Raw genomic sequence first — 24,177 nt, forward strand, 5'->3', positions numbered from 1 at the left:
CCTGTCTGTGTGTATAGCGACCGCAGTGCCGCGACAGGACGCGCAGCGGCTTCGGGACCTGGCAGACCGAAGTGCCGTCAGATCCCGAGACCCGCTCTGCGGGCCATCGCGGCCGGTCCGGCGTTCCAGCGCCGACCTATCACAAGCACCGACCCGCAGGCATGCGCAACACCAGGGGGCCGAGCCACCACCTAGACCGGTCGCAACCGATACTGCGGCGGCACCTGGGCGAACCCGCTGATGGTGGTATCCAGGCTCTTCCAGCGGCCATCCTTGATGCCATAGATGCAGCCGTGCACCGACAGTTCCTGACCGCGATGCCAGGCGTTCTGGACGATGCTGGTATGGGCGACGTTGGCCACCTGCTGGATCACGTTGAGCTCGCACAGGCGGTCGACCCGCGCCTCCTCGTCATCGAGCTTGGCCAGTTCGCCGCGCTTCTCGTAGTAGAGGTCGCGGATCGAACGCAGCCAGCCATCGATCAGGCCGAACTGGCGATCCTGCATCGCCGCGCGCACACCGCCGCACCCATAGTGGCCGGTGACCAGGATGTGCCTGACCTTGAGCACGTCCACCGCGTACTGGATCACCGACAGGCAGTTCAGGTCGGTATGCAGGACCACGTTGGCGACGTTGCGATGGACGAACAGGTCGCCCGGCAGCATGCCGACGATCTCGTTGGCCGGCACGCGCGCGTCGGAACAGCCGATCCAGAGAAACTCGGGGGTCTGCTGGCGCGCCAGCTTGGCGAAGAAGTCCGGGTCGCGCTGGTTGATCGCGTCGGCCCAGCGTGCATTGTTGTCGATCAGTTCCTGCAGGTCGTGCATGGTCGTGCCTCTTCAAGGGTACTGCGGTAAGACTGCACGGCCCTGGCGCAAGGTCACTCCTCGAGCAGGGTGCAGGCCATCACCAGGGCGTCTTCACGACCGCCGGCCACGGGATAGTAGTCCCGGCGCCGACCGACCTCGTTGAACCCGTAGCGTTCGTACAGCCGGTAGGCCGCCTGGTTGCTGGCACGAACTTCCAGGAAGCATTCGCGACCGTTGAGCTGCCAGGCCCGCGCCATCAGGTGCTGGAGCAAGCGCAAGCCAAGGCCGCGCCCCTGATTCTCGGGCTTGACGGTAATGTTGAGCAGGTGCGCCTCGTCGATGATCACGTTGATCACGCCATGGCCAACCTGCTGCTCGCCATCGAACATCAGCCACACTTCGTAGGACTTGAGCGCATCCTGAAAGATGCCACGGGTCCATGGATGGCTGAACGCGGCATATTCGATCTTCAACACCGCATCCAGGTCCGCCTCGGTCATCGGGCGGAAGCTGATCGATTCACTCATTCAACGCTCTTCCAGCGCGCCATCAGCCGGCGCATCGCTTGCCAGACGTCCGCCTTGCGCTGCGGCTCGTCCATCAACAGTTCAAGGCCGGGCAACGCCCAGGCAGCGCCCAGGCCATCGATCGACAGTTCGCGGTAATAGGCCTGCTCGTCGACCTGGCCGGCGAAGCGCACGGCCGGCAGGCCAACCAGCCACAGGCAGGCGCAAGGCGACTCTTCCAGGCGCGCCTGGATGAAGCTCTGGACGAAGTCGCGCGCCGCCTCCGGCCCCTGGTCCAGGTTGCCGCGCAGCAGCAATGGCCAGCGGACCGGCTCGCCAATGAGCTGCGGCGCGTCCGGCAAGCCGGCGGCGCGCAGCATGTCCTTGAGCAGCAGGTAGGATGGATCGCGGCTCTGGAAGGCCTGGCCGGTCGCCAGTTCGACCAGCAGCAGGCAACGGCCGGCGCGCAACAGCTGCAAGGCGAAGCGCGGCGGCGGCGCCTGGACAGGCCGTTCGGGCACAGGCGCCGACTCCTGCTCGGCGGGCGGCTTGGGCACGGCCTTGGCCAGCGGTCGCGCAATGTCGATCTTCGGCCGCTCGCTGCTACGTGCCTGGGGCATCGCCGGCGCCTGGCTCGCCGGCGGCAGGCCCTGCGGCTGCGGCATCGCGGCGGCCGCCACGGGCAACAGCAGCGCTGCTCGCGACGGCGCGGCGAACGGCAATTCGGCACGCGGCAGCCAGTGCACCACCTGCATGGCATTCAAGTAGGCGCGGCGGCGAGGCTCGGTCAGCACGGCACGGTCATCCGGAAAAAGGGAAACGGCCGGCCATTCTAGCGTATCGCGAAGACCATGGCAGCGACGCTCGGCGGACCCTGCAGGCCGCCTCGCCAGACGCCGCGACGGCTTGGCCGACCGGCAGTCGACCATGGCATGAACCCCGGTCCCACCGATGCAGTACAATCGACCTTTTTCACCCGGCAACGAGTCGACCGCCAATGATCGAACCCAAGCGCGTCCTGCGCGCCCTAGCCGAACACTGGGCCTTGCTCGAGCCACTGTGCGAACGCTTCGACCAGGGTACCCTGAGCCTGGTCGAGCTGCGCCAGCAACTGGCACGGCAACAGGTCGAAAGCACCGCGCAGGACATCACCCAGCTGCTCGATACCTGGATTCGCCTGGACATCCTCGTCCCGGTGGCCAAGAGTCCCAATCGCTTCGAGCTCAACGCCCAGATCCACGACTTCCTCGCCTACCTGCGCCGCGAGCATCGCCTGGGCCTGTGCCTGGAGATCGAGGCCTACCTGCGCCACCTGGAGCGCCTGGCCGGGCATATTCAGGACGCCTTCGACAACCGCGACAGCGACGACCTGGCGCGTCAGCTGCGGTTGCTGGACATGCGCGTGCGCGATGTGCTGAAGAAGCTCGACAACGACGAGCAGGCCCTGGTCGCCGTGGCCGAGCGGGCCAAGACCAGCAATCGCCAGATCCCGCTGCGCCAGCGCTATGCCGAGGTGCTGGCGACCTGGGACGAGTACGTCGAGCCGATGATCCAGCTGGTCAACGCCGATGGCGCTTTCGAGCAAGGTGTACGCAAGGTCGAGACGGTGTTGCTGAAGCTGCTGGGCGAGCAGGCCCGGCTCGGTCACCTGGTGGATGACGACATGCTGGTACGCACCCATGCGCGCATCCTCGAGATGCAGACCAGCGCCCAGCTGACCTTGCGCCATGCCCGCGAACTGCTGTTGCCGCTGCGCGAAGAGGCGCGCCGGCACAATGCCGTGACGCGTGGCGCGGCGCTGGCCTTGTCGGTGATCCGGCGCAAAGGCCTGGACGCCGTGCCCCAGGCGGCGCTGCCCCTGTTCACTCGGCCGCAGAGCACCTTCCTTGGCAGTGCCAGCCAGGTCGAGGCCTATGTCTATGCGCTGGCCCGCTTCGAGCCCAAGCCAGCGCGCTTTCCCAAGGCGCACAAGAGCGAAGGCGACCAGCAGACCCGCGCCCCGCGCACGGTCAGGGAAATGCTCCAGCGCTGCGAGGATGCCCTGCCCTTGCCGGACCTGATGCTCTGGCTGCTGGAGCAGGAACCGGACGGCGCCACCGACGAACTGTTGTACTGGTTCTCGCGCCTGTCGCGGGAAAGACGCTTCAGCCGCCAGCGCCTCGAACGGCGCGAATACACCACTTGCCACCACAAGGTCAGCCTGCGCTCGTTCGCCCTGGCCTCCAGTCGCACCTGCCCGCCAGAATCCAAGCCAGACACTGCCCATGCATCTTGATCTTTCCGAACTGTCCCAGCTCGCGCCGATCTTCCGCGAGCTGCTCAAGGGCTTTCACATCAGCCGCCGCGATCCGGAGTCGTACGCCCAGCTGTCGAACTTCCAGGACCAGTACCGCAGCCTGTTCAAGGCCCTGGGCTTCGAACTGGTCTGCGATACCCGCGGCTTCTACTACTTCGTGCCCGAGCAAGCCGCGGCCCAGGTCAACAAGACCGCCCAGCGGCTGTCGCTGTTCACTTTCATCCTGGTCGAACACCTGGCCGACCAGGGACGCGATCCGATCGCCGTGATCGACGGCGGCAGCGTCGGGCGCGACGAGCTGCCTTCGCTGCTGGACAAGTACCGCGACCTGTTTCTGCAAGCCGAAGTGCAATCGGTCGAGGAGCTGGAGGAAAAGATCCTGCGACGCATGACCCAGCTGGGCTTCGCCCACGAAGAAGGTGGCATCTACCGCTTCCTGCCACCCATGCATCGTTTCCTCGACGTCTGCCTGTCGGTCCAGCAGGACCGCGACCTGGCGGCGACCTTGCACGGCGACCTGCCGTTGCCGACGCCGATGTTGAGCGAGGATGACGACAGTGTCCTGTCCGAGGACAGCGAGCAGGACGCGCTGGCCCGGGCCATCCGCGAACGACGGGAGATCGACGCATGAGCCAGGAACGCTACGGCATCCGCCGCTTCGCGCTGCTCAATACCGCCGGCTACAGCCTCGGCCTGTTCCCCCTGGAAGAGCCCTTGTCGATCTACGGCGCCAACAACCTGGGCAAGTCCGCCTCGATCAACGCCTTGCAGTTCCCGATCCTGGCGCGCATGTCGGACATGAGTTTCGGCAAGTACAGCCTCGAGCAGTCGCGGCGCTTCTATTTCGCCAGTGACACCAGCTACATCCTCTGCGAGCTGAACCTGCCGCATGGCCCGCATGTGGTCGGGGTCGTGGGCCGTGGTCCGGGCGGCGGCTTCGGCCATCAATTCTTCGCCTATGCCGGCGAACTGGACCTGACCCACTACCAGAAGGACGACACCTGCCTGCGGCAGAAGGAACTGTTCGCCAGCCTCGAGCGCAACGGCCTGAAGGCCCACGAAGTCAAGCCCGACGAGCTGCGCCGCCTGCTGGTCGGTGGCCATACCTCGGTACCGCTGGACCTGACGCTGATCCCGCTGCGCTCGACCAGCGAGCAGAGCCTCAAGACCTTCCGCGCGCTGTTCATCAACCTGCTGCACATGCGCGAGATCACCGCCGCCAAGCTCAAGCAGCTGTTCCTCGACGCCTTCGAGCACAGCCTGCGCTCTGGCAGCGTCGACTACATCGCAGCCTGCGAGGAAGCCTTCCGCGACGTACGGCGCATGGAGCAGGACTATAGTGCCCTGGTCGCCGCCGGCCCGCTGATCGAGGCACTGGCCGGCGGCGTCGCCCAGCGCGACGTCCTGCGCGGCAAGCTGCATCGCATCTCGCCCTTGCTCGACAACCTGCTGGGCACCTGGCAGGACTACGCCATGGCGCGCAAGGAAGAACTGCTCATCCAGAGCGAGCACTATCGCAACGAACAGGACCGCCTGCAGAACGACCAGCGCAACAGCACCCAGGAGCTGATGCGCCTGGAGCGCGAGATTGCCGGCCTCCAGCGCTGGCTTGGCGAACTGGCGGGGCTCAGGCATCGCTTCGCCCTGGTCGAGGATGCCAAGGTGCTGGAGCGGCAGCTGCTGGCAGCCAAGGACGCCCATGACGAACTGGCCGGCGCCCTGGCCCAGTCTCGGCAGTTCAGCGCCGAAGACCTTGGCGAGCGGGTCCGCGACCTGGAGAGCCGCCTCAAGTCGGTCAGGCAACAGCTCGAGCATGCCGACAACAACAGCTATGCCCGGCTGCGCGAGGAGTTTTCCCAGCAGGATGTCGAGCGCCTGATGCGGCTGTTCAACGGTGCGCTGTTCAGCCTGCCGCTGGGCGCGAACGGCATCGAGCTCGAAGACGGCGAACAATGGGTGAAGTCGCTCCAGGCGCTACTCGCAGGTTTCAAGGGCGAGCGTTTCGTCGCGCCGGGCCTGGCCATCGACCTGTCGCACATCGACCCACCGGCCTTGCAGGCCCTGGCTGATCGCGCCGCCTTGCGCGAGCAGAAGGACCGTCTGGAAAAGGAACTCAGGCAGCTCAGGACCCAGCAGAGCGTGACCGCCGACCGCTCGGCGAGCAAGGCCCAGGCCGAAACGCTCTACCAGGCGGTGCTCGACGCGCAAAAGGCACTCGAGGACTATCGGCGCGCGCAGACGCTGGCGGTCGAAGAGGCGCAGAAGATCGAACAGCTGGCCCAGCTGGAGGCCGCGCAGGACGAACTCAAGCGCTCCAGCGATGCCTTCACCGAGCGCGTCCAGCAGCTTTCGGCCAAGCTGCAGCTGGTCGCGCGCCAGCTCGCCGACCTCGAAGCCCGACAGCGCACCCTCGACGATGCGCTGCGTCGTCGCCAGCTGCTGCCGGCCGACCTACCGCCCGGCACGCCGTTCATGGAAGCGCTGGACGACTCCATGGACAACCTGCTGCCACTGCTCAACGATTACCAGGACAGCTGGCAGAGCCTGCAACGCGTGGACAACCAGATCGAGGCGCTGTACGCCCAGGTGCGTCTCAAGGGCGTGGCCAAGTTCGACAGCGAGGACGACCTGGAGCGTCGTCTCGAGCTGCTGATCAACGCCTATGCCCACCGCAGCGACGAAGCCCTGACCCTGGCCAAGGCGCGTCGCGCGGCAGTGACCGACATCGCCCGGACCTTGCGCAACATCCGCAGCGACTACGACAGCCTGGAACACCAGCTGGCGTTGTTCAACCGCGAAATCAACAAGCGCCAGGTCTCCAACCTGGAAAGCTTCCGCGTGGTACTGGCACCGAACAAGGAAGCCCTGCGGCACATCGACCAGATCATCCACAGCGCCGGGCAGTACGAGGAAGGCGAGACGCTGTCGGTCTTCGACCTGACCCAGAGCGCGGATCAGGACCAGAAGAACGAGCAGGCCAAGGAATACCTGGCACGGCTGGTGGCGGCCAACCATAACCAGCTTGGGCTCAAGGACCTGTTCGAGCTGGCGTTCGAGATCACCAAGGTCAACAGCCAGCCGGTGATCCACGCCGACATCGATGGGGCCGCGTCCAACGGCACCACCATGACCATCAAGGCGCTAACCAACATGTACCTGTTGCTGCACCTGATGGACCGCGACCTGGCCAGCCGTATTCGCCTGCCCTACTACCTCGACGAGGCCGCCGACATCGACGAGCGCAACCAGGCGGCCCTGCTCGAAACCAGCCAGCAACTGGGCTTCGTACCGATCCTGGCCAGCGTCAAGCCGCAGGTTTCGGCGCGGGTGGCCATCGACCTGGAAGGCGGCAGCGGACCGAACGGGATCTATATCGACGAGGCGGACTGGAAGTACATCAGCCGCCTGGAAGAAGCGCCAGGGGTTGGCCAGGAGCAGGTCGAGGCCGGCGAGATGGCCTGAAGGGTTCGGCGCATCGGTGATCGTGCGGGAGCGGTAGCCCGGCCTCGAGAGCTGGCAGGCTTGCAAGCCAGCTCGCTAATGCGCAGGTCGTGCCAGCAGGATGGAGAAACCTGAGGCCGCTTCGCGGCCTCGGGAGCTGGGGGACAACACCGGTATCCGCCTCTGCGTACCACGCAGTCCGGGACCTTGTGCCTCCACCGAGGCTATTTCGTCCAAGGCAGGATCGGGATCGCCGTCACCGCATTCTGCGGGCTGCCCTCGATCACCCGGTCGCTGTAAACCAGATACACCAGGGTATTGCGCTTCTGGTCGAAAAAGCGCACCACCTGCATGGTCTTGAACACCAACGAGGTGCGCTCCTTGAATACCGACTCGCCCTCCTTGAGCTCGCCCTTGAAGCGGATCGGCCCGACCTGGCGACAGGCGATCGACGCTTCGGCGCGATCCTCGGCCAGACCCAGCCCGCCCTTGATTCCGCCAGTCTTGGCACGCGACAGGTAGCAGGTCACCCCTTCGACCTTCGGATCGTCGAACGCCTCCACCACGATACGATCGTTCGGCCCGACGAACTTGAATACCGTCGACACCTGGCCGATCTGCTCGGCATTCGCAAGCGCCGGCAACGCCAGCGCGGCCACGGCTAACAGCTTCTTCAACATGCACATCCCCTCAGACCAGGACCAGGTTGTCGCGATGCACCAGCTCGGGTTCGGCGCTGTACCCCAGGATGCCGTGGATGGCATCGGAGGGCTGGCCGATGATCTTCTGCGCTTCCTGGGCACTGTAGTTGGCCAGGCCACGGGCGATTTCCTGGCCGTCGGGGCCGACGCAGATCACCATCTCGCCCCGGCGGAAGCTGCCTTGCACGGCCTTGACTCCAACCGGCAACAGGCTCTTGTTGGCCTCGCGCAGGGCCTGCACGGCGCCGGCATCCAGGGCCAGGATGCCACGGGTCTGCAAGTGACCGGCCAGCCATTGCTTGCGTGCCGCGAGCATGCCGCGTTCGGGTGAAAGCAAGGTACCAAGGCGCTCGCCGGCCTTCAGGCGGTCCAGCACCCGCTCGATGCGCCCGCCGACGATGATGGTATGGGCACCGGAGCGCGCCGCCAGGCGCGCGGCACGCAGCTTGGTCTGCATGCCGCCACGGCCCAGCGCGCCACCGGTGCCGCCCGCCACGGCGTCGAGCGATGGATCGTCGGCGCGGGCTTCGAAGATCAGCGAAGCGTCGGGATTGCTGCGCGGGTCAGCATCGAACATGCCGTCACGATCAGTGAGGATGACCAGCAGGTCGGCTTCCACCAGGTTGGCCACCAGGGCGGCCAGGGTATCGTTGTCGCCGAAGCGGATCTCGTCGGTGACCACCGTGTCGTTCTCGTTGATCACCGGTACCACGCCCAGCTCGACCAGGGTACGCAAGGTACTGCGGGCATTGAGGTAACGCTTGCGGTCGGACAGGTCGTCATGGGTCAGAAGGATCTGCGCGGTATGCTTGCCATGCTCGCCAAAGCTCGACTCCCAGGCTTGCACCAGGCGCATCTGACCGAGCGAAGCCGCGGCCTGCAGCTCGTTCATCGCGCTCGGTCGAGTGCTCCAGCCCAGTTGGCTCATGCCAGCGGCAACGGCCCCGGAGGATACCAGCACCAACTCCACGCCCGCTTCGCGCAGTGCCACCATCTGTTCGACCCAGACAGCCATGGCGCCACGGTCGAGCCCCTTGCCATCGGCCGTCAGCAGGGCGCTGCCGATCTTCACGACCCAGCGCCGCGCGCCTGTCACCTTGTCTCGCATCTTCTTCCAACCTATGTCGATCTTTAGATACCAAAACGCCGCTCGAAGGAGCGGCGTTCAGTGTACTGCAACCGATCAGTCGCGCACGTAAATGATTTCCGGACCGTCTTCGTCGTCCTCGTAATCATCCCAATCGTCATCGTCACCGATGTCATGCACGCTCTTGACACCGCTGCGGCGCAGGGCGCGGGCATCGTCGAGCGCCTGCAGCTGGGCGCGCGCCTCGTCCTCGATACGCTGGTCGAGCTCGGCCAGCTCCTGGGCGTAGGCCGGATCGTTGGCCAGGCGATCGGCACGGTCTTCCAGGTAGCGCATGATGTCGTGGCTGAGCTTCTCGGTGCCCTGCTTGGAGATCGCCGAGATCACATGGACCGGCCCTTCCCACTGCAGCCGCTCGACCACTTCCTTGACGCGCTCGTCGCGCTCGTCGTCCATCAGCATGTCCGACTTGTTCAGCACCAGCCAGCGCTCGCGTTCAGCCAGCGAAGGGCTGAAGCGGGTCAGCTCGTTGATGATGACCTCGGCGGCATCGGCCGGGCTGCTGCCATCGAGCGGGGCCAGGTCGACCAGGTGGAGCAGCACGCGGGTACGTGCCAGGTGCTTGAGGAAGCGGATCCCCAGCCCGGCACCGTCGGAAGCGCCCTCGATCAGGCCGGGAATGTCGGCGATGACGAAGCTCTTCCAGCGGTCGACACTGACCACGCCGAGGTTGGGCACCAAGGTGGTGAACGGGTAGTCGGCGACTTTCGGCTTGGCAGCCGACACCGAGCGGATGAAGGTGCTCTTGCCGGCATTCGGCAGGCCGAGCAGGCCCACATCGGCCAGCACCTTCAACTCCATCTTCAGGTCGCGCTGCTCGCCCGGCTTGCCCGGCGTGGTCTGGCGCGGCGCACGGTTGGTGCTGGACTTGAAGCGGGTATTGCCCAGGCCGTGCCAGCCACCCTGGGCGACCATCAGTTTCTGCCCGGGGGTGACCAGGTCACCGATGACTTCCTGGGTCGAGGCGTCGATCACCGTGGTGCCGACCGGCACGCGCAGGAACAGGTCCTCGCCCTTCTTGCCGGTGCAGTCGGTGCTGCCGCCATTGGAGCCGCGCTGGGCCTCGTGGTGGCGCGTATAGCGGTAGTCGACCAGGGTATTGAGGTTCTCGTCGGCCACCACGAACACCGAGCCGCCGTCGCCCCCGTCACCGCCGTTGGGGCCGCCATTCTCGATGAACTTCTCGCGGCGGAAGCTCATGCAACCGTTACCGCCGTCACCGGCCTTGACCCTGATCGATACTTCGTCAACAAACTTCATAAAAACCGCCTCTCGTCGACAGACGAGCTGATTGACTCAAAACATGAGGCTCTTGCAAAAATGAGCGCGGCTGCCCCGTAGACCGAAGATACCAGCGCCGGCAGCCCATGCGAACAGCTTTGCAAGAGGCTCAGCACAAACGAAAAAGCCCCGTCGCATGACGGGGCTTTTCCAGCGACAGCTCGATCAGGCCGCGACGACGCTTACATAGCGACGGCCGAACTCGCCCTTCTTCTCGAACTTGATCACGCCTTCGATCTTGGCGAACAGGGTGTGATCCTTGCCCATGCCGACGCCGAAACCGGCGTGGAACTGGGTGCCGCGCTGGCGGACGATGATGTTGCCGGCCTTGATGACCTGGCCGCCATACATCTTCACGCCAAGGCGTTTCGATTCTGAATCGCGACCGTTACGAGTACTACCACCAGCCTTTTTGTGTGCCATGGTTCAATTCTCCAATAAATTCAAGGGATCTTGGCGATTAAGCCTGGATACCGGTGATCTTGATCTCGGTGAACCACTGGCGGTGGCCCATACGCTTCATGTGGTGCTTGCGACGACGGAACTTGATGATGCGAACCTTGTCGTGGCGGCCTTGCGAAACGACTTCGGCAACGACCTTGGCACCAGCGACCACTGGCGCGCCGATGGTGACGTCGTCACCGTTGGCAACCAGCAGGACGCGATCGAAAGTGACGGACTCGCCAGTGGCGACTTCCAGCTTCTCGACCTTCAGGTATTCACCTTCGGCTACTTTGTACTGCTTGCCGCCGGTAACGATTACTGCGTAAGACATGGTATTTCTCCGATAATCCTGCTCACCCAGCTCTTTATAAGATGAGTATTGGCTGGCATGGCTGCACAGGGCTGGAAAGGCCCCGATGCAATTGCGTAAGGCAGGTGCTGCCCAGGAAAGTTAGGGTGCGCGATTGTACGCAACCGGCAATCTCCTTGCAAGTGCCGCCCCCGCCAGCCGGCCGCCGCGCCTTGACACACCGGGACCCGCGACCTAGCATGCCGCGCAACCTCAATGGAGCAGCCGATGCAACCCCAAACCTTCTACCGCGCGGTCGCTGAAGATTTCAGCGCCGTCGACGAGATCATCAAGAAGCAGCTGACCTCGCGCGTGCCGCTGGTATCGAAGATCGGCGACTATATCACGTCGGCCGGGGGCAAGCGCCTGCGTCCGCTGCTGGTGCTGCTCTGCGGCAAGGCCCTGGGCCACCGCAACGACGACTTGCGCCTGCTGGCGGCGACGATCGAGTTCCTGCATACCGCCACCCTGCTGCACGACGACGTGGTCGACATGTCGGGCATGCGCCGCGGCCGCTCCACCGCTAACGCCCTGTGGGGCAACGCACCGAGCGTGCTGGTGGGCGATTTCCTGTATTCGCGCTCGTTCGAGATGATGGTCGAGCTCGGCTCGATGCCGGTGATGCAGATCCTCTCCCACGCCACCCGGGTGATCGCCGAGGGCGAAGTGCTGCAGCTGTCGCGCGTGCGTGACGCCAGCACCACCGAACAGGTGTACATGGAGGTCATCCGCGGCAAGACCGCGATGCTGTTCGAGGCGTCCACCCACAGCGCCGCGGCCCTGGCCGGCGCCAGCGACGAACAGCGCGAGGCGCTGCGCACCTTTGGCGATCACCTGGGGGTGGCCTTCCAACTGGTCGACGACCTGCTCGACTACAAGGGCGACTCGCACACCCTGGGCAAGAACGTCGGTGACGATCTCGCCGAGGGCAAGCCCACCCTGCCGCTGATCCACACCATGCGCGAAGGTACGGCCGAGCAGGCCGCGCTGGTGCGCCAGGCCATCCAGAAAGGCGGCATCGAAGACCTGGAAAGCATTCGCAGCGCCGTCGAGGCTTCCGGCTCCCTCGACTACACCGCGCGCATGGCCCGCGACTATGTCGCCCGCGCCATCGCCTGCCTCGAAGTGCTGCCAGCCAGCCAGTATCGGGATGCCCTGGTCGAACTGAGCGAATTCGCCGTCGCCCGCACCCACTGACCCCTCCTTGCCTCGCGGGCACGCCCGCGCCTGGCGGAGCCCCTGCGCTCTCGGACATGCCCGCCCGGCCGCCACGAACGCTGGCAGCGCCGGCGCCTGGCTGCCTGGCGATGCATTCATGACGCCTTTTGCAAAACCCTATACAATGTGCGCCTTTGTTCGCCTACCGAGGAAGTCCCGTGAGCACCTTGCCGCCCTGCCCCCAATGCCACTCCGAATACACCTACGAGGACGGCACCCAGCTGGTCTGCCCGGAGTGCGCCCATGAATGGTCAGCCCACGACACCGAGCAAAGCGCCGACGATGAAGCGGTGAAGAAGGACTCCGTGGGCAATGTCCTGCAAGACGGCGATACCGTCACCGTGATCAAGGACCTCAAGGTCAAGGGATCCTCGCTGGTGGTCAAGGTCGGCACCAAGGTGAAGAACATTCGCCTGTGCGACGGTGACCACGACATCGACTGCAAGATCGACGGCATCGGCGCCATGAAGCTGAAGTCGGAGTTCGTGCGCAAGGTCTGACCGGCACTGCCAGGATCGCGCAATGCGATCCTGGCGCATCACGACATCCGCCGAGAGACCGCTCGGAAGAAATCGCCAATAGGCTCTTGCTATTCTGATAATAAGAATTATTCTCATTGGAACGAACATCCAAGGAGAACAGCCATGACCTATCTGATCGACGCCTGGCTTGATCGACCTCATCCCTACCTGCGCATCCTGCACCGCGAAACCGGCGAAGTCTGCGCCGTGCTCGAAGAAGACGCCCTCGATGAACTGCGTGACCAGGGTGACCTGGACCTTTCAGGGCTGAGTTCGAGCGAGCCGATGGTGCTCAAGGAACTGGTGCGCAACCTGTTCCTGTTCTGTTATGCCAGGGCGTTGCGGCCGGTTGGGCCTGAGTGGAGCTAGCTTGCGAGCCACAAGCCACAAGCCACAAGCCAAGCAGATCGCGGCGAGTCGGCGATTGGCAATCGCATCGACACCGCCGATCCGCTTCAGCTTGCAGCTCGAAGCTCAGTTACAGAACGTCGAGCAGCTCGACGTCGAACACCAGTACGCTATGTGGCGGAATGCTGCCAGCACCCTGGGCACCGTAGGCCAGCTCGCTCGGTACGTGCAGGCGCCATTTGCTGCCGGCGTTCATCAGCTGCAGGGCCTCGGTCCAGCCGGCGATCACGCCGCTGACTGGAAACTCGATCGGCTGGCCACGATCGTAGGAGCTGTCGAACACGGTGCCATCGATCAGGGTGCCATGGTAATGGGTGCGCACGCTGTCTTCGCGGCCGGGCTTAGTGCCTTCGCCGCTGGCCAGCACTTCGTACTGCAGACCCGAAGGCAGGGTCACGATGCCTTCGCGCTTGGCGTTCTCGGCCAGGTACTGCTTGCCTGCGGCGGCGGCGGCTTCAGCCTTGGCCGCGGCCTCAGCCTGCATGATTTCCCGGATGGCCTTGAAGCTGGCCGACAGGTCAGACTCGCTGACGCGGCTGTCCTGACCCTGGAAGGCATCGGTCAGGCCGGCCAGGATGGCGTCCAGGCTGACGCCTGGTGGCGGGTTGTCGCGCAGCTGGCCACCCAGCTGACGGCCGATGCCGTAGCTGACGCGGGATTCGTCGGTGGACAGGTTGAGTTCGGACATTGGCGTGCTCCGCTGCAGGGCGCAACCAGGCCGCGCCCTTGATGAAATGGGCGAGCAGCCTAGCACGATCGCGACGGCTCGTCAGGGACCGGACACGACGAGGGGCAAGCCAGCGTGCCGGCCTGCCCCTCGAACGATCCGCGGCTCAGGTCAATGCTTGGTCAGCTTGTCCAGGTAGCCCATGACGAACGCCGAGACGACGAAGGTCATGTGGATGATCACGTACCACATCAGGTAGTCGGTGGAGATGTTCTGGGCGTCCATGAACACACGCAGCAGGTGGATCGAGGAAATGGCCACGATCGACGCGGCCACCTTCATCTTCAGCGAGGAAGAGTCCATCTTGCCCAGCCAGTTGAGCTTTTCCTTGCTTTCGTCGATATCCAGCTGGGAGACGAAGTTCTCGTAGCCCGAGATCATCACCATCACCAGCAGGCCGCCAACCAGCGACATGTCGATCAGCGACAGGATCACCAGGATCAGGTCCGCCTCGCTCAACGCAAAGACGTTGGGCAAGACATGGACCACCTCCTGGAAGAATTTCAGCGCAAGGGCCAGCAGGCCAAGGGACAGGCCGAAGTAGATCGGTGCGAGCAGCCAGCGCGAGGCATACATCGCGTTTTCGAGGATACGTTCCATGCGGGATAAGACTCGTCAGATGGCGAAAAAGCGTGGCCGAGTATAGCCATGCCACCTGTGACAGAGAAGCCCGTGGCCTTGTGTCGCCGCTGGGTCCAGGCGCATCGCACGCCCCGGCAGCTGCGGCATCAGTGTTCGGGATGGAACTGGTAGTCGCCAAGGTTGCGACAGCGCTCGCCATTGATCCGGCGCAACTGTGCCTGCAGATGGGTACACCAGATCTGTGGCCCCTCGGCGACCTGGTAGCCATGCAAGGTCAGGCTGTCGACGATGGCATTGAGCACCGATTCGGCCACCTGCGGACCGTGGAACGGGCCTTGGGCCTTGACCGCCGACGGCTGTTCGCCAGCCATGCCGGCGGCGAACAGCAGGGTCCACATGCCATTGTCGCCGGCCAGCGGGCGAATGCTGCATTCGATGCGGGTCACCAGGCCGAGGCACTGGCGTGTAAGGCTGAGGTTGCGCATGACCGCGTCTCCCTCCGAGATCCCCTGGGTGCAGCCCGCGACGCAGGCTGCTGCCTCCTGGACTTCGCGACCGTCCTGCCTCTGAGCATAGTCGAGCGGACATGCCGCAGGACGATCGGCGCTGGACGGTCATGCGCCGCGCCACCGACTCAAGCCGGCCTGGCTTGCGCCAGCGCCTCTTCCAGTCGCTCTTTTTCCGCCTCCTTGATGTCTTCCTCGCTGACCATCTCGGCGATGATGCGCAAGCGCTCGACCACCCGGGCATTGACGCTTCCCTCGGGGAACTGGCCCTGTTGGTCCGGCGCCCCGGCAGGCTCGCCGACCAGCAGGCTCAGGGCCTCGTCGGCCTGGCTCACCGCGTACACATGGAAACGCCCCGCTTCCACCGCCTCCAGCACACGCTCGTCGAGCATCAGCGTGGCAACGTTGGCGCGCGGGATGATCACCCCCTGCTCGCCGGTCAGGCCGCGGGCCTCGCAGAGCCGGAAGAAGCCCTCGATCTTCTCGTTGACGCCACCGACTGCCTGCACCTCGCCGAACTGGTTGATCGAGCCGGTGATGGCGAAGCACTGCTTGAGCGGGGTCCTGGACAAGGCCGAGATCAGCGTGCACACCTCGCCCAGCGAGGCACTGTCGCCATCGACGTAGCCATAGGATTGCTCCAGGGCGATGCTGGCCGAGATCGCCAGGGGGAACTCCTGGGCATAGCGGCTGCCCATGTAGCCGGTCAGGATCATCACCCCCTTGGAGTGGATCGGCTGGCCGAGGTTGACTTCACGCTCGATGTCGACAATGCCGCTGCCGCCGGGATAGACGGTCGCGGAAATCCGCGCCGGGACGCCGAACGCCGAATCGCCCACCTCGAGCACCGTCAGGCCGTTGCACTTGCCGATCGCCGCGCCGTCGGTGTCGATCAGGATGATCCCGGCCAGCATGTCGTCCAGAATGCGCGCCGAGACCCGCCCGGTACGGGTGGCCTTGGCCCGCAAGGCCCGTTCGATGTGCCCGGCGTCGGTCTTGTCATCGCCGGCCAGCTGGCGAATGAAGTCGGCCTCGCTGACCAGCTGGAACAGGTCGCCGATACGTGCCGAAAGCCGCTTCTGGTGCTCTGCCAGCCGGGCGCTGTAGGTGGCCAGGCGCGCCACCGCGTCGGCGCTCAGCGGCGCCATGCCCTCTTCATTGGTGCGAGTGCGCAGCAACTGGGCGAACTGCTCGAGGTTCTCGTCGAGCATGGGCATGTCTTCGTCGAAGTCGACCAGCACCCGGAACATCTCCTGGAATTCCGGATCGTGGTCCTGCAAGGCGTAGTACAGCTGGCGCGAGCCGATGACCACCACCTTCAGATCGAGCGGGATGACCTGCGGCGTGAGGGTCACGGTGGCCACGCGCCCGAGCTCGCCAAGCGGCGACTCCATCTTCAGCTTGCGCGACTGCAGGGCGCGCTTGAGTGCATCCCAGACGAACGGCTCGCCAAGCATCTTCTCCGCCTCGAGCACCAGGAAGCCGCCATTGGCGCGGTGCAGGGCGCCTGGCCGCAGCTGGCGATACGAGGTGTACAGGGCGCCCTGGTCGGTGCTGTACTCGATGCGGCCGAACAGGTTGTCATAGGTCGGATGCGGCTCGAACACCACCGGCGCGCCGCCGTCGGCCGCGTGGCCGACCACCAGGCTGGGCGCGTACTGGTCCTCGAGCAGCTTGCGCGCCACGGCATCGGCCTTGCTGTCGTCGACCAGCTGCTCGACCACGGTGCGCAGCAGGTTCAGCTGCATGGCCTGCAGGTAGGCACAGACCGCGGCGTTTTCCGCGTATTTCTCGCAAAGCGGTGCCAGCAATGGCTGCAAGGCCAGGGTGATGGTCTCTTCGTTGAGCTGGCGCAACTGGTTGTTGGACTCGCGCTTCCACTGCGGCAGGCTGGCCAGTTCTTCGTTGAGGCGTTCCTCCAGGGCCGCGATGTCCTGATGGAAACGTTCGCGGACCTGCTCCGGCAACTGGGCGAACTCGGCCTCGTCGAGCGCCTTGCCATCGCTCATCGGGGTGAAGGCGACGTTGCTGGCGTCGCGGTACAGGGCCACGTCCTTCTCCAGCGAGGCCCGCTCGATCACATCCAGGGCCTGGTCGTAGCGCTGGTTGAAGGCACGATCGATGGCGCCCTTCTTCTGCTGGTACGAGGGGTGCTCGAAGACTGCCGGGAAGGTGGCCACCAGGTTGCCGATCAAGGCGTTGATGTCGGCGATGAACTCGCTGGCACTACCGGCCGGCAGCTCCAGGGCGCGGGGTTCGCGCAGCTCGTCGAAGTGGTTCACGTAGACCCAGTTGGCGGGGGTGCGCTGACGCTTGCCTTCGGCATTGAGGTAACGCTTGACGAACGAAAAGCGCCCGGTACCGGGCTCGCCCATGACGTACACGTTGTAGCCCGGACGCGGCATCGCCACGCCGAACTGCAGGGCCTCGACCGCTCGCTCCTGGCCCAGGACACCGCGAAAAGGCTCCAGATCGTCGGTGCTGGAGAAAGCGAACTGTTCAGCGGAAAAACGCCGTGTCAGGGCTTCTGGCGCAAGACGCAGACTTGCAGCGACAGGGTCGGACATTGGGCTTCCTTACTTCGGCGGGCAGATGAAAGCATTCTGGCGCCGCATGCGCGCGGCTTGCAAGGCTGCCGAGGACTTTATCTGGCAAGCTCGAAAACGGCCGTTTCGCTGCAAATTTTCACATCGGGTGACGCAACCTTTGGATCGCGCCTAAACTCCAAGCTGCGCGGCAAGCTACATTGCTTGCCGATCCAGCGATCGCCATCGCTGGAACCAGACCTTTGGCATGTCTACTGAAAAAGAGAACAAAGCTATGAAACGGATTCTTCTGGGTACGCTGTTCACCGCAGTCTCGCTCAACGCCATGGCGCAAGCGCCCGGCGGCCCGGACTGCGGCTGGGGCAACATGCTGTTCGAAGGCCAGCGCGGCACCCCCGCCCACTTCCTGGCTTCCACCACCAACGGCACTTCGGGCAACGCCACCTTCGGCATGACGTCCGGTACCAACGGCTGCTCGACCAACGCTGCCCTGACCTACGGTGGCCGCTCCTGGTTCGCCATGAACGGCATGATGAACGAACTTTCCGAAGACATGGCCAAGGGCCAGGGCGAAGCCCTGACCACCTACGCCGTGGTGCTCGGCGTCGCGCCGGAAGATCGCGCGCACTTCGCTTCGGTGACCCACGAACACTTCCAGCAGATCTTCAGCAGCGCCGACGTGACTGCCGATGACGTCCATAGCAACACCCTCGCCGTCCTCAAGACCGATCCGCGCCTGGCCAAGTACGCCAGCGAAGCCTGATCCGGCCTTCCCGCCCCTGCCGGGGCGGGAAACCGCCTGCCTTGCGACATCCTCCAGACCTAGTTGCCTGACATGTTCAAACGCCTCGCCTACCTGGCGCTCTGCGCCTGTGCCTCGCTTCAAGCCGCACCCCAGCTGGACCCATCGCGCCTCCAGCGACTGGCCGCCACGCCCTACTGGATTGCCCTGGGACACTACGAGACCGGCAAGCTGGGCGGTTGGCGCAGCTATGTGGACGACGAACGCTTCTTTCTCGCCCATGACGGCGCGCACCATCCCGAGCGCGAGCTGCAGGCCACCGTCGAGGCGTTGTACGCGCCGGCCACGCTTGGCGACAAGCACGCCCAGTGCGTGTTTCCGGCACGCACGCGCTGGCTGCGCGAGCAACTGCAACTGGCTGACCTGCCACAGCCTCGATGCCAGGAGTTCACCCGCTGGTACCAGGACATCGACCCGCACGGCGCGGTGCTGATCTTCCCAGCGGCCTACCTGAACAGCCCTTCGTCGATGTTCGGCCATACCCTGCTGCGCATCGACCAGAGCGACACGCAAAGCAACGACACCGCGCTGCTCAGCTACGCGATCAACTTCGGGGCCTACATCGAGGGCAGCGACAACAGTATTCTGTATGCCTGGAAGGGCTTGATGGGCGGCTATCCAGGCCTGTTCGCCTTCATGCCCTACCAGGACAAACTCTCCGAGTACCGCAGCCTGGAGAACCGCGACCTGTGGGAGTACCAGCTGAACCTGACGCCCGAAGAAACCGGGCGCATGGTCGAACATGTCTGGGAGCTCAAGCAGGTACGCTTCGACTACTTCTTCTTCGACGAGAACTGCTCGTATCGACTGCTGGAACTGCTGCAGGTGGCCAGGCCCGGTCTGGACCTCACCTCGCAGTTCCCGCTCACGGCGATCCCGACCGACACGGTCAAGGCGGTCAAGCAGTCGGGGCTGGTGTCGCAGGTGCACTACCGTCCTTCGCGTGAACGCGAGCTGCTGGCTCGCGCCGAACCACTGGAGCTTGCCGAAAAGCACCAGGTGCTGGCCCTGAGCGCAGATACCGAATACCTGCGCAGCCCTGACTTCACCGCCCTGCCACGCGATCGCCAAGCACTGGTGCAGGATGCCGCCTATCGCCTGGAGCGCTACCGGGCGACCGGTCAAGCGCGCGACCCGGCGCGTGCCAGACGCAGCTTCGAGTTGCTGCGGGCGATCAATCGCAACCCGCCGCCGCCGCTTGAGGTAGAGCGCCCGGGCCTGCCGGAACACGGCCACCAGTCGCGTACCTGGCAGCTCGGCATCGGTAGTCGTGACGAGCGTGCCTACGCCGAATATGGCCTGCGCATGGCCTATCATGACCTGAACGACAACGCCTATGGTTTCCCGCTGGGCGCGCAGATCGAGATCCTCCAGCTCAAGCTGCGCCAGTACGAAGGCAACGACTGGCAGGTACAGCGCCTTGACCTGGCCACCATCCGCTCGCTGACGCCGCGCAACGCCTTGCTCAAGCCGTGGTCCTGGCAGGTCGCCGGCGGCCTGGAGCGAGTACCGGGCAAGCATGATGACGAAGTCTTGGTCAGCCATGTCAATGGCGGTGCCGGCGGCACCTGGCAACTGGGCGACGAGCTGCTCGGCTTTGCCCTTGGCACCGTGCGGGTGGAGCATCACAACGACTTCGCCCAGTTCATCGCTCCGGCGGCCGGTTTCAACGGCGGGCTGCTGTGGCGCAACGGGTTGGGCAACATGACCCTGGAAGCCAAGGGCGACTACTTCACCAATGGCGAAGTGCGTCGCAGCCTGAGCCTGAACCAGCAATGGGAGCTCGGCCCGGACCTTGGCCTGCGCCTGAGCGCCAGGCGCGAGTTCAGCCACTTGGGCAGCGCGCGGAACGAGATGATGCTGGAGCTCAAGTGGTATCACTACTGAAGTGTGCAACCTGACCGAAGGAGGCAGCAATGAGTCGGGCATTCGTCAACGAAGACCAGGCCGCCGCTCAGGCCGACCAGCCGGTGGAGCGAAGCATCAGCGACCAGCCCAACCTCGTCACCGCAAGCGGCTATGCGCAACTGCAGCAACGTGTCGCGCAGCTCAATACGCTGCGCAGCGAACTGCTGGCCTTGGGCGATAATGCCGACAAGCAGCGGCTGGCCGATAGCGAACGCGACTTGCGGTATTTCCGTGCACGGCTCAAGAGCGCCCAGGTGGTGCCGCCGGCCGGTACCAACGAAAAGGTGCGGATAGGCAGCATCGTCAGGTTCGTCGATGAGCAGGACCAGCAGCACACCGTGCAGTTGGTCGGAGAAGACCAGGCCGATGCAGCCCAGGGCCTGATCAACTGGGGCTCGCCTCTGGGCCGAGCGCTGCTGGGTGCCGAAGCGGGGGACGAAGTGACGTGGCGACGACCGGCGGGTGAACAAGCGATCGAGATCGTCGCCATCGAGGCTGGAGAATGAGCGCAGCTGTCACCGCAGGGCCCTGCAGGCCCCACCGATAATGGCCGTGCTTGCAACATCAGCGGTAGGTGTGGCAAGGCGGAGCGGCACGGCGGACGAGCCTCCACCGGGCCCCGCAAAACCGCCGATGATGCTGGGCATGACGCCGTCGCCGCGACGCCGAACCGGAGGTACTCCGCTCCGCTCAGACCACGCCTTGGGCCAGCATGGCATCGGCGACCTTGACGAAGCCGGCGATGTTGGCGCCCTTGACGTAGTTGATCGTGCCGTCGGCCTGCTCGCCATGATGCACGCAGGCATGATGGATCGACTGCATGATGTTGTGCAGCTTGCTGTCCACTTCCCCGGCAGTCCATAGCAGGCGCATGGCATTCTGCGACATTTCCAGCCCGCTCACCGCCACGCCGCCGGCATTGGAGGCCTTGCCCGGGGCGAACAGGATGCCGGCTTCGATGAACATATCGACCGCCTCCAGCGTGGTCGGCATGTTGGCACCTTCGGCAACGCAGATGCAGCCATTGGCCAGCAAGGTACGCGCATCCTCGATGCCGAGCTCGTTCTGGGTGGCGCATGGCAGAGCGATGTCGCAGGCCAGGCTCCAGGGCGTCTGGCCCTTGCGGAACTCCAGACCGAACTGCCCGGCCAGCTCGCTGATACGGCCGCGCCTGACGTTCTTCAGCGCCATCAGGGCCTCCCATTGCTCGTCGTTCAGGCCGGACTCGCAATACAGGGTACCTTCCGAGTCGGAAAGCGAGATGACCTTGCCACCCAGGTCCATGACCTTGCGCGCGGCGTATTGGGCCACGTTGCCCGATCCGGAAATGGCCACACGGCGCCCATCGATGCGCTGGCCCTGGCGCTTGAGCATCTCTTCGGCGAAATAGACGCAGCCATAGCCGGTCGCCTCGGGACGAATCAGGCTGCCACCGTAAGTCATGCCCTTGCCGGTCAGCACCGAGGTGAACTGGTTGGCCAGGCGCTTGTACTGGCCGAACATGAAGCCGATCTCGCGCGCACCAACACCGATGTCGCCGGCCGGAACGTCCAGGTCGGCACCGATGTGCCGGTACAGCTCGCTCATGAAGGCTTGGCAGAAACGCATCACCTCGCCATCGCTCTTGCCCTTGGGATCGAAGTCCGAGCCGCCCTTGCCGCCGCCCATGGGCAACGAGGTCAGCGAGTTCTTGAACACCTGCTCGAAGGCCAGGAACTTGAGCACGCTCAGGTTCACCGACGGATGGAAGCGCAGGCCGCCCTTGTAGGGGCCGATGGCGCTGCTCATCTGGATCCGGTAGCCGCGGTTGACCTGGACCTTGCCCTGGTCATCGACCCACGAGACGCGGAACAGCACCGCGCGCTCGGGCTCGACCATGCGCTCGAGGATACCGGCTTCGAGGTAGTGGGGATTGGCTTCGAGGAATGGCCACATGCTGCGCAGTACCTCTTCCACCGCCTGGTGGAATTCGGGCTGGGCAGGGTCACGCTGCTTGAGGCGGGCCAGGAAAGCGTCGACAGATTCAGTCATGGGTACATCTCACCAAGAGGATTGGACTTATTGGTTTTTTCCCGACTGTATCAAGAACGGTTTGCACCGCAACAGAGCAAAATGTCGTTTTTATGAAAATTTTTGGTGCATTTCTATAAATGCATACAAGTATTGCAAACATGCTGGAGCGTCCGCAGACAGAGCCAACAGCCAGGACAAGCTAAACCAGACACACCGAGCGGGCACAAAAATGGGGCCATCAAGGCCCCATCGTCGTGCATGTCGACTGGCTTACTGGGCCAGCTTCTTGTGTCGCACGCGGTGCGGCTGGGCGGCCGCGTCGCCGAGGCGCTTCTTGCGATCGGCCTCGTACTCGGTGTAGTTGCCCTCGAAGAACACCACGCTCGAATCATCCTCGTAGGCCAGGATATGGGTGGCCACACGGTCCAGGAACCAGCGGTCGTGGGAAATCACGATGGCGGCGCCCGGGAAGTCCAGCAGGGCTTCTTCCAGCGAGCGCAGAGTTTCCACGTCCAGGTCGTTCGACGGTTCATCGAGCAGCAGGACGTTGCCGCCTTCCTTCAAGGTCAGGGCCAGGTGCAGGCGGCCACGCTCACCTCCGGACAGGTCCCTGACGAACTTCTGCTGGTCGCCGCCCTTGAAGTTGAAACGGCCGACATAGGTACGCGACGGGATCTCGTAGCTACCGATGCGGATCTGGTCAGAACCGTCGGAAATCTGCTGGAACACCGTCTTGCTGCCGTCCAGGTCCTCGCGGCTCTGGTCGACGCAGGCCAGCTGCACGGTTTCGCCGATCTCGATGCTGCCCGAGTCCGGCTGCTCCTTGCCCATGATCATGCGGAACAGGGTGGACTTGCCCGCGCCGTTGCCGCCGATGACACCAACGATGGCGCCCTTGGGCATGGCGAACGACAGATTGTCGATCAGCAGGCGATCGCCGTAGCCCTTGCTGACGTTCTTGAATTCGATGACCTTGTCGCCCAGGCGTGGACCTGCCGGAATGTAGATCTCGTTGGTCTCGCTGCGCCTCTGGAATTCCTGCGACTGCATTTCCTCGAAGCGCGCCAGACGCGCCTTGGACTTGGACTGGCGAGCCTTGGCGCCTTTACGCACCCACTCCAGTTCTTCCTTCATGGCCTTTTCATGGGCGCTCTGCTGCTTGGACTCCTGCGCCAGGCGCTCGGACTTGGCTTCCAGCCAGCCCGAATAATTGCCCTCGTATGGGATGCCGGCCCCACGGTCGAGTTCGAGAATCCAGCCGGCGACGTTGTCGAGGAAGTAGCGGTCGTGGGTGATCGCCACCACGGTGCCCGGGAAATCGTGCAGGAACCGCTCCAGCCAGGCCACCGAGTCGGCATCGAGGTGGTTGGTCGGTTCGTCGAGCAACAGCATGTCGGGCGCCGACAGTAGCAGGCGGCACAGCGCCACGCGACGTTTCTCGCCACCAGACAGGTGTTCGATGCGTGCATCCCACGGGGGCAGGCGCAGGGCATCGGCGGCCACTTCGAGCTGACGCTCGAGGTTGTGGCCATCGGCTGCCTGCAAGATCGCTTCCAGCTTGGCCTGTTCGGCGGCCAGCTTGTCGAAATCGGCGTCGGGTTCGGCATAGGCCGCATAGACCTCGTCCAGGCGCGCCTGGGCGTCCTTGATGGTGCTGACCGCCTCCTCGACCACTTCGCGGACGCTCTTGTTCGGGTCGAGCTCGGGCTCTTGCGGCAGGTAGCCGACGTTCAGGTCGGGCATCGGGCGCGCTTCGCCATCGAACTCCTTGTCGACCCCGGCCATGATGCGCAGCAGGGTGGACTTGCCCGCGCCATTGAGACCGAGCACGCCGATCTTCGCGCCGGGAAAGAACGACAGAGAGATGTTCTTCAGGATTTCCCGCTTCGGCGGCACGACCTTGCTCAGCCGATGCATGGTGTAGACGTATTGAGCCAAAACCAAGCCCTCTATCAGATAGGTGCAGATGGAC

General features: G+C 64.5%; 23 protein-coding genes. 9 read left to right on the plus strand and 14 right to left on the minus strand.

Annotated elements, in window-relative coordinates; translation table 11 throughout:
* Nucleotides 1–191: 191 nt before the first annotated feature.
* Genes can through ACY8GK_RS12420 form a run of 3 tightly spaced genes read right to left on the minus strand, consistent with a single transcriptional unit; the run spans nucleotide 192 to nucleotide 2,109 of the window.
* Nucleotides 192–827: a carbonate dehydratase gene (gene can / locus ACY8GK_RS12410; RefSeq protein ID WP_196176960.1), complete on the minus strand. Its 636-nt coding sequence runs from the start codon at nucleotides 825–827 to the stop codon at nucleotides 192–194.
* Nucleotides 828–880: 53 nt separating this feature from the next.
* A complete protein-coding gene (gene rimI / locus ACY8GK_RS12415; protein WP_196176958.1) occupies nucleotides 881–1,336 on the minus strand; it encodes a ribosomal protein S18-alanine N-acetyltransferase in 456 nt (151 codons plus the stop codon).
* Nucleotides 1,333–2,109, minus strand: coding sequence for an energy transducer TonB (locus tag ACY8GK_RS12420; RefSeq protein ID WP_196176956.1), 777 nt, complete (start codon nucleotides 2,107–2,109; stop codon nucleotides 1,333–1,335). Before ACY8GK_RS12420 ends, rimI begins: the two co-directional genes overlap by 4 nt.
* Nucleotides 2,110–2,312: 203 nt before the next feature.
* On the opposite strand from ACY8GK_RS12420, the gene mksB reads away from it, so the two are divergent.
* Genes mksB through mksF form a run of 3 tightly spaced genes read left to right on the plus strand, consistent with a single transcriptional unit; the run spans nucleotide 2,313 to nucleotide 7,073 of the window.
* On the plus strand, nucleotides 2,313–3,590 hold the full coding sequence (gene mksB, locus ACY8GK_RS12425) for an Mks condensin complex protein MksB (protein ID WP_196176954.1): 1,278 nt from the start codon (nucleotides 2,313–2,315) through the stop codon (nucleotides 3,588–3,590).
* On the plus strand, nucleotides 3,580–4,242 hold the full coding sequence (gene mksE, locus ACY8GK_RS12430; protein ID WP_462401359.1) for an Mks condensin complex protein MksE: 663 nt from the start codon (nucleotides 3,580–3,582) through the stop codon (nucleotides 4,240–4,242). Before mksB ends, mksE begins: the two co-directional genes overlap by 11 nt.
* A complete protein-coding gene (gene mksF / locus ACY8GK_RS12435; RefSeq protein WP_462401360.1) occupies nucleotides 4,239–7,073 on the plus strand; it encodes an Mks condensin complex protein MksF in 2,835 nt (944 codons plus the stop codon). The genes mksE and mksF overlap by 4 nt, the downstream gene beginning before the upstream one ends.
* 203 nt (nucleotides 7,074–7,276) lie before the next feature.
* On the opposite strand, the gene ACY8GK_RS12440 is transcribed toward mksF, so the two are convergent.
* From ACY8GK_RS12440 to rplU, 5 genes are all read right to left on the minus strand, one after another.
* Nucleotides 7,277–7,732, minus strand: a complete 456-nt coding sequence (locus tag ACY8GK_RS12440; protein WP_462401361.1) for a CreA family protein — start codon at nucleotides 7,730–7,732, stop codon at nucleotides 7,277–7,279.
* Nucleotides 7,733–7,742: 10 nt separating this feature from the next.
* Nucleotides 7,743–8,861 (minus strand): glutamate 5-kinase, encoded by a 1,119-nt coding sequence (gene proB, locus ACY8GK_RS12445; protein WP_196176947.1) that lies wholly within the window; start codon nucleotides 8,859–8,861, stop codon nucleotides 7,743–7,745.
* A gap of 75 nt (nucleotides 8,862–8,936) precedes the next feature.
* Complete coding sequence (gene cgtA / locus ACY8GK_RS12450) at nucleotides 8,937–10,160, minus strand: Obg family GTPase CgtA (protein ID WP_196176945.1); 1,224 nt, start codon at nucleotides 10,158–10,160, stop codon at nucleotides 8,937–8,939.
* A 186-nt stretch (nucleotides 10,161–10,346) separates the two neighbouring features.
* Nucleotides 10,347–10,604 carry a 50S ribosomal protein L27 gene (gene rpmA, locus ACY8GK_RS12455; RefSeq protein WP_196176943.1) on the minus strand — a complete coding sequence of 86 codons (258 nt, stop codon included), beginning with the start codon at nucleotides 10,602–10,604 and terminating at the stop codon, nucleotides 10,347–10,349.
* Between the two features lie 37 nt (nucleotides 10,605–10,641).
* Nucleotides 10,642–10,956 (minus strand): 50S ribosomal protein L21, encoded by a 315-nt coding sequence (gene rplU / locus ACY8GK_RS12460; protein WP_196176941.1) that lies wholly within the window; start codon nucleotides 10,954–10,956, stop codon nucleotides 10,642–10,644.
* A 246-nt stretch (nucleotides 10,957–11,202) separates the two neighbouring features.
* On the opposite strand from rplU, the gene ACY8GK_RS12465 reads away from it, so the two are divergent.
* The 3 genes from ACY8GK_RS12465 (at nucleotide 11,203) to ACY8GK_RS12475 (ending at nucleotide 13,082) form a co-directional block, all read left to right on the plus strand.
* Nucleotides 11,203–12,171 carry a polyprenyl synthetase family protein gene (locus ACY8GK_RS12465; protein ID WP_462401362.1) on the plus strand — a complete coding sequence of 323 codons (969 nt, stop codon included), beginning with the start codon at nucleotides 11,203–11,205 and terminating at the stop codon, nucleotides 12,169–12,171.
* A 179-nt stretch (nucleotides 12,172–12,350) separates the two neighbouring features.
* Entirely contained in the window at nucleotides 12,351–12,692 is a 342-nt protein-coding gene (locus tag ACY8GK_RS12470) for a zinc ribbon domain-containing protein YjdM (protein WP_196176937.1), read from the plus strand.
* A gap of 144 nt (nucleotides 12,693–12,836) precedes the next feature.
* The gene (locus ACY8GK_RS12475; RefSeq protein ID WP_196176935.1) at nucleotides 12,837–13,082 is read left to right on the plus strand and encodes a PA4570 family protein; all 246 of its coding nucleotides are present in this window, start codon (nucleotides 12,837–12,839) and stop codon (nucleotides 13,080–13,082) included.
* Nucleotides 13,083–13,191: 109 nt separating this feature from the next.
* On the opposite strand, the gene ACY8GK_RS12480 is transcribed toward ACY8GK_RS12475, so the two are convergent.
* The 4 genes from ACY8GK_RS12480 to ACY8GK_RS12495 form a co-directional block, all read right to left on the minus strand.
* Nucleotides 13,192–13,809, minus strand: coding sequence for an FKBP-type peptidyl-prolyl cis-trans isomerase (locus ACY8GK_RS12480; protein ID WP_196176933.1), 618 nt, complete (start codon nucleotides 13,807–13,809; stop codon nucleotides 13,192–13,194).
* 150 nt (nucleotides 13,810–13,959) lie between these two features.
* Complete coding sequence (locus tag ACY8GK_RS12485; RefSeq protein WP_196176931.1) at nucleotides 13,960–14,448, minus strand: TIGR00645 family protein; 489 nt, start codon at nucleotides 14,446–14,448, stop codon at nucleotides 13,960–13,962.
* A gap of 128 nt (nucleotides 14,449–14,576) precedes the next feature.
* The gene (locus ACY8GK_RS12490) at nucleotides 14,577–14,915 is read right to left on the minus strand and encodes a PA4575 family protein (RefSeq protein WP_196176929.1); all 339 of its coding nucleotides are present in this window, start codon (nucleotides 14,913–14,915) and stop codon (nucleotides 14,577–14,579) included.
* Nucleotides 14,916–15,064: 149 nt separating this feature from the next.
* On the minus strand, nucleotides 15,065–17,503 hold the full coding sequence (locus ACY8GK_RS12495) for a Lon protease family protein (protein ID WP_462401363.1): 2,439 nt from the start codon (nucleotides 17,501–17,503) through the stop codon (nucleotides 15,065–15,067).
* A gap of 253 nt (nucleotides 17,504–17,756) precedes the next feature.
* Here ACY8GK_RS12495 and ACY8GK_RS12500 point away from each other — a divergent pair, with 253 nt between their 5' ends.
* From ACY8GK_RS12500 to ACY8GK_RS12510, 3 genes are all read left to right on the plus strand, one after another.
* On the plus strand, nucleotides 17,757–18,245 hold the full coding sequence (locus ACY8GK_RS12500; RefSeq protein ID WP_462401364.1) for a DUF3015 domain-containing protein: 489 nt from the start codon (nucleotides 17,757–17,759) through the stop codon (nucleotides 18,243–18,245).
* 72 nt (nucleotides 18,246–18,317) lie between these two features.
* A complete protein-coding gene (locus tag ACY8GK_RS12505; protein ID WP_462401365.1) occupies nucleotides 18,318–20,171 on the plus strand; it encodes an Lnb N-terminal periplasmic domain-containing protein in 1,854 nt (617 codons plus the stop codon).
* 29 nt (nucleotides 20,172–20,200) lie between these two features.
* Nucleotides 20,201–20,698 carry a GreA/GreB family elongation factor gene (locus tag ACY8GK_RS12510; RefSeq protein ID WP_462401366.1) on the plus strand — a complete coding sequence of 166 codons (498 nt, stop codon included), beginning with the start codon at nucleotides 20,201–20,203 and terminating at the stop codon, nucleotides 20,696–20,698.
* Between the two features lie 184 nt (nucleotides 20,699–20,882).
* On the opposite strand, the gene gdhA is transcribed toward ACY8GK_RS12510, so the two are convergent.
* Together gdhA and ettA are read right to left on the minus strand one after the other, a co-directional pair.
* Nucleotides 20,883–22,223, minus strand: a complete 1,341-nt coding sequence (gene gdhA, locus ACY8GK_RS12515) for an NADP-specific glutamate dehydrogenase (RefSeq protein ID WP_196176920.1) — start codon at nucleotides 22,221–22,223, stop codon at nucleotides 20,883–20,885.
* A gap of 252 nt (nucleotides 22,224–22,475) precedes the next feature.
* Nucleotides 22,476–24,143 (minus strand): energy-dependent translational throttle protein EttA, encoded by a 1,668-nt coding sequence (gene ettA / locus ACY8GK_RS12520; protein WP_462401367.1) that lies wholly within the window; start codon nucleotides 24,141–24,143, stop codon nucleotides 22,476–22,478.
* Nucleotides 24,144–24,177: the final 34 nt, after the last annotated feature.

Source organism: Pseudomonas sp. Marseille-QA0332 (assembly GCF_054950175.1).